The sequence below is a fragment of the Microcoleus sp. K4-B3 genome (genome assembly GCF_036704615.1).
In the GTDB taxonomy this organism is placed as follows: Bacteria; Cyanobacteriota; Cyanobacteriia; order Cyanobacteriales; family Microcoleaceae; genus Microcoleus.
In genome coordinates, this window is sequence record NZ_JAUBSF010000049.1 from 41,063 (window position 1) to 48,679 (window position 7,617).

Sequence of the window (7,617 nt, forward strand, 5' to 3'; positions counted from 1 at the left end):
CAGCTCTCGTTTGCGCTCGGTTAAATAATTAATTTCAGGAGGCGGCGGTCAAGGTAAAAACATTCTTTGTTAATGGCTGTAACGGCTGTTGGTTGAGAGGTTGCCAAAAGATGTTGCTTCACTCTGTGCAAACCACTACCTAGTGCAAACCACGGTACGCGACGTCAAGGTGAAAGAGAATAATATTATTAAAGTGTTTGGGCGGTCACCTCAAGCGCTATACTATCTTTTACAGGCGCCCGCGAAAGAAAACATCCATTTATTGTAAGAAGTGTAAAATCCTTGCCCGTCGTGCAGCGCTAATCTCTAGGACTATTTCTATTTTCAGATTTTACCACTGTTTAACTAAATAGTTATGTTTACGCCACTGGCAAAACTAGCAATTGGACTCTCTGCCACAATGGCAACAGCGTTTTACTATCTAGCTGCTGCCCCTCCGGCTTCAGCAGTCGATGTGTGCGGGCCCGGAAACTTTTCAAGTGAGTGCGCCAAAGCCCAGGCAAGCAGCGAGCAATCAGCAACAACCTCATCATCAGCAGCATCCCTGCGAAACCCGGTACAGCAAGAGCAGGTAGTTGAATCATCACCAGCAGTCATACCAGACCCGGTACAGCAAGAGCAGGTAGTTGAATCATCACCAGCAGTCATACCAGACCCGGTACAGCAAGAACAGGTAGTTGAATCACCACCCGCAGACCCGGTACAGGAAGTACCCGCAACCGAACCACCACTAACGGCGCCCGCTGCGGGGGACTTGGGAAACATATACACCACCTCCACCTCCGAGGGGTCAAGAGCTACTATCCCTGAACCGGGTACGGTGGTAGGACTCATGGTGACAGGCGCAGGAATCATCTGTTCCGGCAGAAGACGAAACAAGCAGGTTGGTCAGCAACGGTAGGCAGGCCCAACCTGCTGCTTGTTTTCAAACTCTCTCCGTTTTTTCAAGCGCGGGTGTTTTTTTTATTTTTAGGGTAAAATTAAAGAAAATTGTATAAATAATAACTTTACAGCTTGCTGCAACTATTATATAAAAATTAAATAAGATTGGTTAAGATTACAATTAAAAAATATAGTTATTATTTGAGCGTCCGATGACCCCTAAAATAGAAATTTACACTTGGAGAACCTGCCCGTTTTGCATTCGTGCCAAAGCACTGCTGAAGCGAAAAGGGGTGGATTTTACAGAGTACGCGATCGACGGAGATGAAGCAGCACGAGATCAAATGACCGATCGAGCCAACGGAGGTCGCACCCTCCCCCAGATATTCATTAACGACCAACACATAGGTGGCTGCGACGAGATCCACCAACTCGATACTCAAGGCCTGCTCGATCCGCTGCTAGCAGCAAAATGAGGCATGCCCTGTGGAATTTTCAGTTAGCCCAAATTTTCCGGCGACCACTTCTTAATTTTAACTGACAATGAAATTTGCATTCATCATCGATCCCCTCGCGCGACTAATTCCAGGACACGATACCAGCGTAGCGCTGATGGAGGCAGCTCAAGAGTTGGGTCACGAAGTCTGGGCGACTCAAGCCAACGAATTAAGCGTCATCGGCGGGAAAACTTGGGCAATGCTCAGTCGGGTAGCGCTCACCCCAGTAAAACTGGTAGATGGACGCTGGGAGGCTGCTGAAGCTTGGTACAACGTGGAACAGCCTACTTTGCAGCCTCTCGAAGCAATGGACGCAGTATTTATGCGGACAGACCCCCCAGTCAACATTCCTTACCTCTACGCTACTTACCTTCTAGACGGCATTAATCCTGCTAAAACTTTGGTAGTTAACAGTCCCAAAGGATTGCGGGCGGCGAATGAAAAAATGTATGCTTTGCAATTTGAGGGAGCGATCCCCGAGACAATTGTTTCTCAAAACAAGCAGGTAATTCGGCAATTTGTTGAGAAAAAAGGAGCGGCAGTTCTTAAACCCTTGGGCGGCAAAGCTGGCGAGGGGATTTTGTTTTTGGAAGCGGGCGATCGCAATCTCAACTCCCTGGTCGAAATTAGCACTCAACAAGGGCAAATTCCAGTGATGGTTCAGACTTATCTGCCGGAAGCCAAAGACGGAGATAAACGGATTATCTTGTTAAACGGCAAGCCCATCGGTGCTATCAACCGTATTCCCACGGGCAATGAATTTCGCGGCAACATGGCCGTCGGTGGCCGAGTCGCAAAAACCGAAATTACCGATCGCGAACTGCAAATTTGCGCTCAGTTAGAACCAGTGCTGCAACGGGACGGACTCTACTTTGTTGGCATTGATATTATTGGCGGTTATCTCACAGAAGTTAATGTCACCAGCCCTACAGGGATCAGAGAAATTGACTTGTTTGACGGCGTTTGTTTGGGCAAACAAGTAATAGAATGGGTGGAGAAGGAAGAAGGAAGAAGGAAGAAAGAAGAAGGATGAGGGAAGGAGGAAAGCACGACACAGATTAGGACACAAATACACGGATTAATTATCGACCGTCAGGCCGATGTAGAAGTCATTAGTTATTTGTTAGGCGTTGCTGAGTTAGAGTATGAATAGGAGGAATAATTTATGCAATGCCCAGAATGTAAATCAACCCATATCCGTAAAAATGGCAAGAAGAAAGGAAAACAGAATCACATTTGTGTCCAATGTGGTCGTCAATTCATTAATCAGTATGAACCCCACCCTTGGTTATAGCGAGAGCATCAAACGTGATTGCCTAAAAATGTACGTCAATGGTATGGGTTTACGGGCGATAGAACGAGTTAAGGGAGTTCATCATACCACGGTAATAAATTGGGTAAAACAAGTCGGAAAACTGTTACCAGATGTTTATGACCCTGAAGTCATTCCAGAAGTTGGTGAGCTCGATGAATTACAAACTTATGTAAAAAAAAACAGACAAAATCTGGTTGCCGACGGCGGTTGACCACTTTCAACCAGGAATTTTAGGATGGGTATTAGGGGATCGTAGTGCTAAGACATTTGAACCATTATGGGACAAAGTAAGTGCATGGAAATGCTACTTTTATGTAACTGATGGATGGTCTGTATATCCCATGTTTATTCCTGATGGGTGTCAGATTATCAGTAAGACTTATATGACACTCCTTAGAAGGGGAAAATACAAGACTAAGACATCCGGATAGCCAGACTACATCGCAAGACTCTTTGTTATTCTAAATGTGAGAAAATGCTCGAGCATTCTATTAAGTTATTAATACATTACTTAAAATTTCACGATATTCCCATTCCTGGGGCATTCATACCTTGATTCAGCAACGCCATTTGTTATTTGCTACAAATGCCCAATGCCCAATGTCCAATGCCCGATGCCCAATTCCCAATTCCTAATTCCCAATTCCCAATTCCCAATTATTAAATTATGTCAAAAATTGGCGTTGCAGTAGTCGGTACAGGTTTCGGTCAAAAAGTGCACCTTCCCGGATTCCAGGCACATCACCGGACAGAGGTTGTGGCTGTTTACCACCGGAACTTAGACAAAGCAAAGGCGATCGCCTCTACCCACAATATCCCCTACGCTTGCGACTCGATCGCCGATATAGTAGCCATCCCAGAAGTAGCGGGTGCCAGCATTTCCACGCCGCCATTTTTGCATTATGAAATGGCAAAAACCGTCTTAGAAGCAGGCAAGCATTTATTATTAGAAAAACCCACAGCCCTGACAGCCAATGAAGCCAGGGAACTTTATCGATTGGCAAACAACGAATCTCAAACCGATTTAAAAAAGGGTGGTGCGAGAGCAATTGCCACAATGGACTTTGAGTTTCGCTTCATCCCCGCATGGCAAATGCTAGCAGAATTATTGGCAGCAGGATATGTGGGAGAAAAGCGCTTAATTAAGATTGATTGGCTGGTTTCGAGCCGTGCTGATGCTACTCGCCCTTGGAATTGGTACGCGCAAAAAGAGCGAGGCGGCGGAGTTTTGGGCGCGACAGGTTCTCACGTTTTTGATTATATTAGCTGGCTGTTCGGCCCCCCGCAGAGGCTTTCTGGGCAATTGATTACAGGAATTTCGGCGCGGCCAGACCCCAATGATTCGGGAAATTTTAAATTAGTTGATGCAGATGATTCTTGCACGTTGATGTTGGAATTAGCCGGGGGAACGCCTTGTCAGGTTTGTTTGAGTTCTGTTACTTATCAAGGGCGGGGACACTGGGTGGAAATATACGGGAGTAAGGGTACGTTGGTGTTGGGAAGCGACAACCAGCAAGATTACGTACACGGATTTCGCTTGTGGGGTTCCCAAGGTGGAGAACCTTTAGCTGAAATCAAAATTCCTCAAAGATTGGAGTTTCCTCAAGTTTATCCAGACGGGAGAATTGCACCGTTTATTCGAGTAGTAGATAGGTGGGTAGAAGCAATAGATGCGGGTCAATCGTTGATACCCTCGCTCAGAGAAGGGGTTTACTCGCAGTTGTTGATGGATTTGACCCAGGAGTCGAATGCTACGGGAACTTGGGTAGATTTACCGAATTTAGATAAATTTTTGGGCACTAAGTAAAAGTAATAACTCCCAAAGCAATCTCGCGCACTCGATCGCACCCCAAACCCGATAAACTACGAATAGATAAACTCAATCCAACCCTATATCCAGAGTCGATAGTTGTGAATGGCGCGCCCTGAAAGTCCTTGCCTCAGTATAGCGATCGCTCGCCTGAGAACCGCTGGGGCAAACCATTTTGCCACTTGGGTTCTACAAGCTCCTTATCCCAGCGGGTACGTTCACCACGACTGTATGTGGCCCGATACCCTATCCCAATCATGGAAAGCTTGGCAGGAAATGTTTTCGCCTTCCGGGACAATTCACGAATTGCCCCTAAATCCAGATGGCAGTTTCGTCTCGCCGGAAAACAGCCAGAATATACTGGCACAAACTGAACAACGAACCCCTCACTCGCTACAGCTACCTCCACCGGCGCCCTCTGTGCCGATCCACCTCGGTCAAGTGGGGTGGGGCGACAGGGGGGAGCAGAATCCGCCGCCACCACCAGCCAGCTACAGCAGTCGCCTGATGCAGCATTTGGGGATTAATCTTTGGCAGTGGCTGTTTGAAGGGCCGATTCAAGGTAGTCTCCAGGAAAGTAAAGGTATCGCGATCGGGCAAAATCTACCCCTGCGAGTCCGCATAGACTTGCGCGAACCGTATTTAATTGCTTTGCCTTGGGAAATTATGCAGCCTCAAGCCGGTCAACCGGCCATTTCTCTGTCGCAGCAACTGCTTTTCAGCCGTACTACCAGCAATGTTGAACCTTTGCCGCCCCTGCATCCTGCAGAGTCGCTCAACATTTTGCTAGTTTTGGGACAAGCAGAACCCGGTCGCGGTGCTAATTCTCTTTTTTCCAGGAGCAATAACGGTCATTTGCAGTTGGAAGCAGAAGCACTCGCCCTAGCTGGCGTTCTGGAAAGCGCTTTTCAAATCGACGACAGCGGCAAATATTTTGACATCAGCGTTCCGACTCGCGTCGATACTTTGATCGAACCTACTGCGGCGGAACTAATTTCTCGGCTGGAAACGCAAACTTACAACATTCTGTTCTACGCCGGTCACGGGATACCGGGTCCCGACGGCGGCTTGCTGTTTTTGGGGCCGGAAACCGCGATTAATGGCACTGAACTGGCTCAGGTTTTAGTTCGGTGCCGCGTGACGCTGGCGGTGTTTAATGCCTGCTGGGGTGCTCAGCCGGCGGTGGAGAGGTTGCACTCAACTAACGGCCAGCAACAGGCGATCGCCCGCAGCAGTTTGGCTGAGGTACTGATCCATCACGGGGTGCCTGCGGTGTTGGGGATGCGGGACTCGATCGCCGATCGCGAGGCCCTGAGTTTTATCCAAACTTTTGCCCAAGCTTTGGCCGGGCGGATGTCGGTCGATCGGGCCGTCGCCGTCGCCAGACAGCAGCTACTAACGCTTTACAAGTTCAATCAACCGGCTTGGACGCTGCCGGTGCTGTATATGCACCCTGAGTTTGACGGTCAACTAACTGAGCCGGTAGATGACCTGAAAACTGAATTGCCTTTAAATTCTTCTACTTGGCTGGGACGCTTGCCGTCTTGTGCTTACTTGCGGGGGCGCGATCGACCAAATGCCAAATCCACCGAATCGACCAATCAGGTTTGGCCGATTCGCGCGGGTATGGTTCGAGTCGGACGCTGGGAAGAAAACGACGTAGTGATTCGAGAACAGTGGGTTTCTCAAAAACACGCCGAGATTTTCTGCAGAAACAGTATCGGAGATAGCCGGGAAGAACCTAGCTACTTCCTGCGGGATTTTTCTCGCTACGGGACTCTAGTTTTGGGCTCTGAGGGATGGCTGAGAGTTCACCACCAAGAATTGCTGCTGCGCAGTGGCACTCAACTAAAATTTGGCAGTTCTCAAGGTCAGATTTTTGAGTTTACTATTGAGGTTCCCAAAACTTCGGGGTACAGTGAGACTGATTGCGGAACGAATTAAGATGCGGGTGTAGCTAATGAAGGCGAGGGGCGAGCGGCACAGCAAAGTTCTGGGCGTTGAATCTCCAGTCTGAATTTAAAAGAGTTACTTACCACTGATAGCTCGCAACTAGCTCTTGGCACAGTCCCCCTTCTATAATTTTCCTTTTCCCCCTGAGGTATTACATCATGGCTACCCAATCTCCTGATTCCCAATATTTTCGCGACTCGCAAACTCAGGCCCAGATGGAACTTCTCGCCACAATTGTTCAGACTGATGTTGCTTATCCCTGGAATCCGGCACAGCTTGAATCAGAATCTTATTTGGCTGCCCTAGAACAGGAATTTGCACTGTCTGATTCCTTCAGCGACAGCGATATTGCCCAGAAGTCGCAAGTTTTATTCGCGCAATTAGAACAAGTTTGGCTGGCGACTGCTGTGCAAAAGTCTTTGCGTGAGAAATTTGCTCTCGTTCCTCAAGATTTTCTGGCCCGCATCGCTCAAAGCGTTCAAAACGCAACTGTTAAGTATCAATCTTTAGCTGACCAAATGGTAGAGTGCGTGTTAGATATTTTGCCTCAGTGGGCTGAGGAAGATTTGCAGGTGTTGGCGCGTCCTTTGGCTTATGCAATGCGAGAGGTAGATTCGGAAGGGGTGGAATTGGTCGTGGCGACTAGAAGACCTTGGGCAGAATTGTCGGAAATAGAACAGGCGAGAGTTAGTTTAGCTGTCGCCCGCTATGCAATCTCGGAATTAGCAATTTCTGATTAATTGTTTGATGACTGGGTTTTTGTGCTGGGATCGCGGTTATTTTTTTAAATAAATATAAAATTTATCTACCTTTAGCTAGATGTCAAATTAGTCTAATTGTTAAACTAGATGGATTGCTATACTTTAATATAGCGATCCTATTTGATTTGTAGACACGTTGACACTCCTAGTAGTTTTATGAGGATTCTCTGTCCTCACTACAAACGAATTTTATTGCGGTTGTTCGATCGCACATAATATCAAGGATCTGTTGCTGTTATAGCCACCGCGCGTGACGGTTAGGACTTCTTAATTGCTGAAATCATTGCGTTCGATTGCTTCTGACTTCTCTCCTAGATCACTAAGAGTGTTCCAACGAAAAAATGATCCAAAATTTCACTCACTTCGACAAAAGATTTCAACGAACCATTTAGTCAAAGT

The 7,617-nt window shown here is 47.4% G+C and carries 6 protein-coding genes and 1 pseudogene; all 7 read left to right on the forward strand.

Going from position 1 to position 7,617, the window contains the following annotated elements:
* Positions 1 to 355 precede the first annotated feature (355 nt).
* Positions 356 to 901 carry a PEP-CTERM sorting domain-containing protein gene (locus QUA78_RS19880; RefSeq protein WP_333398981.1) on the forward strand — a complete coding sequence of 182 codons (546 nt, stop codon included), beginning with the start codon at positions 356 to 358 and terminating at the stop codon, positions 899 to 901.
* Between the two features lie 193 nt (positions 902 to 1,094).
* Positions 1,095 to 1,358, forward strand: coding sequence for a glutaredoxin 3 (gene grxC, locus QUA78_RS19885; protein WP_333303668.1), 264 nt, complete (start codon positions 1,095 to 1,097; stop codon positions 1,356 to 1,358).
* Between the two features lie 67 nt (positions 1,359 to 1,425).
* Positions 1,426 to 2,412 (forward strand): glutathione synthase, encoded by a 987-nt coding sequence (gshB, locus tag QUA78_RS19890; protein ID WP_333303669.1) that lies wholly within the window; start codon positions 1,426 to 1,428, stop codon positions 2,410 to 2,412.
* Positions 2,413 to 2,544: 132 nt separating this feature from the next.
* Positions 2,545 to 3,250 (forward strand): annotated as a pseudogene (locus QUA78_RS19895) (IS1 family transposase).
* Positions 3,251 to 3,361: 111 nt separating this feature from the next.
* Positions 3,362 to 4,501 (forward strand): Gfo/Idh/MocA family oxidoreductase, encoded by a 1,140-nt coding sequence (locus tag QUA78_RS19900; RefSeq protein ID WP_333303670.1) that lies wholly within the window; start codon positions 3,362 to 3,364, stop codon positions 4,499 to 4,501.
* Between the two features lie 108 nt (positions 4,502 to 4,609).
* The gene (locus QUA78_RS19905; RefSeq protein ID WP_333303671.1) at positions 4,610 to 6,448 is read left to right on the forward strand and encodes a CHAT domain-containing protein; all 1,839 of its coding nucleotides are present in this window, start codon (positions 4,610 to 4,612) and stop codon (positions 6,446 to 6,448) included.
* 167 nt (positions 6,449 to 6,615) lie between these two features.
* Positions 6,616 to 7,197 carry a hypothetical protein gene (locus QUA78_RS19910; RefSeq protein ID WP_333303672.1) on the forward strand — a complete coding sequence of 194 codons (582 nt, stop codon included), beginning with the start codon at positions 6,616 to 6,618 and terminating at the stop codon, positions 7,195 to 7,197.
* Positions 7,198 to 7,617 lie beyond the last annotated feature (420 nt).

What these genes read in the sequence shown, in the direction of transcription:
- QUA78_RS19880 (WP_333398981.1), top strand. Translation starts at nt 356, where the DNA reads ATGTTTACGCCACTGGCAAAACTAGCAATTGGACTCTCTGCCACAATG.
- grxC (WP_333303668.1), top strand. Translation starts at nt 1,095, where the DNA reads ATGACCCCTAAAATAGAAATTTACACTTGGAGAACCTGCCCGTTTTGC.
- gshB (WP_333303669.1), top strand. Translation starts at nt 1,426, where the DNA reads ATGAAATTTGCATTCATCATCGATCCCCTCGCGCGACTAATTCCAGGA.
- QUA78_RS19900 (WP_333303670.1), top strand. Translation starts at nt 3,362, where the DNA reads ATGTCAAAAATTGGCGTTGCAGTAGTCGGTACAGGTTTCGGTCAAAAA.
- QUA78_RS19905 (WP_333303671.1), top strand. Translation starts at nt 4,610, where the DNA reads ATGGCGCGCCCTGAAAGTCCTTGCCTCAGTATAGCGATCGCTCGCCTG.
- QUA78_RS19910 (WP_333303672.1), top strand. Translation starts at nt 6,616, where the DNA reads ATGGCTACCCAATCTCCTGATTCCCAATATTTTCGCGACTCGCAAACT.